The organism is Protofrankia sp. Cj3 (assembly GCF_917627355.1).
Taxonomy (GTDB): Bacteria; Actinomycetota; Actinomycetes; order Frankiales; family Frankiaceae; genus Protofrankia.
Genome location: NZ_CAKJTR010000120.1, coordinates 7875 through 10471, shown reverse-complemented (window position 1 = coordinate 10471; position 2597 = coordinate 7875). Strand labels below are relative to the sequence as shown.

Annotated in this window: 3 protein-coding genes; all 3 read right to left on the bottom strand. The window is 65.5% G+C overall.

Translation table 11 applies throughout. The features are described from left to right. On the bottom strand, window positions 1–541 hold a 541-nt coding region (locus MJ783_RS15940; RefSeq protein WP_239311233.1), incomplete at its 3' end, for a DUF3618 domain-containing protein. Between the two features lie 234 nt (window positions 542–775). Beyond that, on the bottom strand, window positions 776–1045 hold the full coding sequence (locus MJ783_RS15935) for a hypothetical protein (RefSeq protein ID WP_239311232.1): 270 nt from the start codon (window positions 1043–1045) through the stop codon (window positions 776–778). A gap of 522 nt (window positions 1046–1567) precedes the next feature. Continuing rightward, window positions 1568–2503 (bottom strand): A/G-specific adenine glycosylase, encoded by a 936-nt coding sequence (locus tag MJ783_RS15930; RefSeq protein WP_239311231.1) that lies wholly within the window; start codon window positions 2501–2503, stop codon window positions 1568–1570. Window positions 2504–2597 lie beyond the last annotated feature (94 nt).

Here is a 2597-nt window from a genome sequence, read left to right as displayed (position 1 = left end):
AGCGTCTGCCGCGGACGATGATGACCAGCACAGCTGCCATCATTACGCCGGTCATGGCGGCTGCCGTGGCACGGGTGGCGCGAGGGCTGTTGACGGCTTGCTGGCGCACGGCCTGCATGGTCCGCGCTGGGCGAACTGTGGATTCCCGCACCTTCTCGGCTGTTGCGGTCACGCGCGGGTTATGGCTGACCTTCGCCGCCGTCTGGCTGGCGGCGTCCCGCACATGTTGCGCGTTTCCCGCAAAGTGCGGATTTTGCCCGACCCGGTGCACCGCCCGGCCCGCGCTGTCCTTCGCCTTCTGGGCTGTCGCCGAGGCCCTGGGCGCGAGGTCCTCGGTTGCCCCGGCAAGCCGCACCCGGGCGTCTGCCGCGCCGGTGGCCATCCGTTCCCAGGTATGGGCTATGGCGATCTTGGCATCCTCGACGGTGCGTCCTGCCGCCTTTGTGGGACTCATCTTCTCGGACAGCGCGGTGAGCTCTTCGGCAAGCCGTGTTCTGGTTGCCTCGATGTCAGTATTGATCGAATTTGGATTCTCGTCCACGAGCGTCCTCCCAGCATCCTTGGGCACAGGCCGGTGCGGGACCGTCCGACAGATCTTTGACCGGATCAACATCCATCGGAGTGGCCCTTGGTTGTGATAATCCTGATCTTCGGATTACCCTGGAATGACGCGGCTAACCGGTACGGCGTGTTGCGGGAGTCGTCGTTCGATCAGGGAGCCGCGTCCAGATGGTTGCTGGCGAGGATCGCCGCTGTGAGCGGAGCGCCGCCGGGGTCAGGTCGGGTATGGCGTGGTGCCACTGTCGCCTGGCATTTCGCGAAAGATCAGCGACAGGTCGACGTCCCCGTGGAAGCTGATCAGGGCGGCCTGTGCCGGTACCAGGATCATGGCCGCGGTCAGGTCGGCCGCGGTGGCACCGGCCGCGAGGATGAGCTCATGCTCGACGACCGGGCCGTGTTGGACGGTCACTACCTCGGCAAGTGAGGTCGGTGTCGTGTTGGGTACGCCTCGGGGTTCGGGTACAAGGTCGCCGTCGGTGTCCATTTTCGGGCCTCCTCGATGAGAACCTAGCAACTTTGATCGATGCGTTTGCGGACGACTATGTGGTCCTTTTGGCGAGCCGTTCACGGCAGCTCCACGTTGTCGCATTGGCGCCCTTTCCTACCCACCGCCCGCCGCTATGGGCCATGGGTGACGTGAAGCATGTCCGTGAGATCACTGCGCGTCCGTACTGTGACTTCACGATCAAATAGCCATCGGCATCCCCAGGGGCTTTCGGGCATGCGACAGCATCGATATTGCTTTATAGCAAATATCTGGCGGCTGGTGCGGTCGGGGGTAGAGGTATTTTCCGCACCCTGCAATATTTGGTCGTCAGCTTCTTTTGCAGCCAAGCTGATTTATTTATTGCTTTTCTTGGTCAAGTGGCTGCCGCCGGAAGTGTTCGAGGCATGCCTGGATGCCAGGCGGATGCGTCGCGATGCGGTGAGGCGCATGCCCCAGCCCCACGGCGGTTTCGGTGTTCCCCTCGAGCCGCGTGCGCAGGTACCTCGGTGCGCGGATAGCTCAGGAATCGATCGCGGGATGTCCGGGCAGCGCGTACACACCTGGCGCGATCAGGATCGCGAGACCGTCGTCCAGTAGTCCGCTCAGCGCTCGCTCGCGTTGTACCGGCTCGTCCCACACCGCGTCGAGGAGCTCGCGGTGTACCGGCCCTGGCGCCTCGCGCAGCACCGCGAGCAGGCGTCCGCGTACCTGTCGGTCGGTCCCGGCATAACCCTGCGGACGCCGGGGCGGGGAATCCGCGGGCGGGTTGCCCGCCTGGTGCCATCCGCATTCTTCCGCCACCGGGCAGGCAGCGCAGTGGGGCGTCCGCGCGGTACAGACCAGCGCGCCGAGTTCCATGAACGCCGCGCTGGCCCGGGCTGCCATCCGCGGGTCGATAGGTAGGAGCGACTCGACCAGTTGCAGGTCCCGGCGTGATGTCGCCGTCCGCTGGTCATCGTGGCCACCGACCGCACGGCTGACAAACCGCCGGACATTGACATCGATCACAGCGTGACGCTGCTGGAAGGCGAACGCGGCAACTGCCCGAGCGGTGTAGGTACCGACTCCTGGCAGCCGCAGTAGTTCGTTCACGCTGTCGGGGATCGCTCCACCGTGTAGTTCCGTGATGGCGACGGCGGTCTGATGCAGCCGCAACGCCCGCCGCGGGTAGCCGAGCCGCCCCCACATCCGTACGGCCTCGCCGGCTGGCTCGGCGGCAAGCGCGGACGCGGTCGGCCAGCGGTCGGTCCATGCGCGCCACACGGGCAGGACCCGGTTCACCGGTGTCTGCTGAAGCATAATCTCGCTGACGAGGACCGCCCACGGGCTCACTCGCGGGTCTCGCCAGGGAAGATCCCGGGCGCACACTCCGTACCAGTCAAGGACGGCGTCCGCGAGCGCGGGCGGTGCGGCTGCTGTTTCCGGGACAGGGGAACCGACTGTGAAGGATGTCATCACCACCATCCTGGCATGAGCTCGTTTCGATGATCAGCCACACCCTGAACCCGGGGCTTCATGGGGTGTGGGTCCCCAAATTTTCGCGGAGCGG

Coding starts and splice junctions, on each gene's coding strand:
- MJ783_RS15935 (WP_239311232.1), bottom strand. CDS start 1,045: ATGGACACCGACGGCGACCTTGTACCCGAACCCCGAGGCGTACCCAAC.
- MJ783_RS15930 (WP_239311231.1), bottom strand. CDS start 2,503: ATGACATCCTTCACAGTCGGTTCCCCTGTCCCGGAAACAGCAGCCGCA.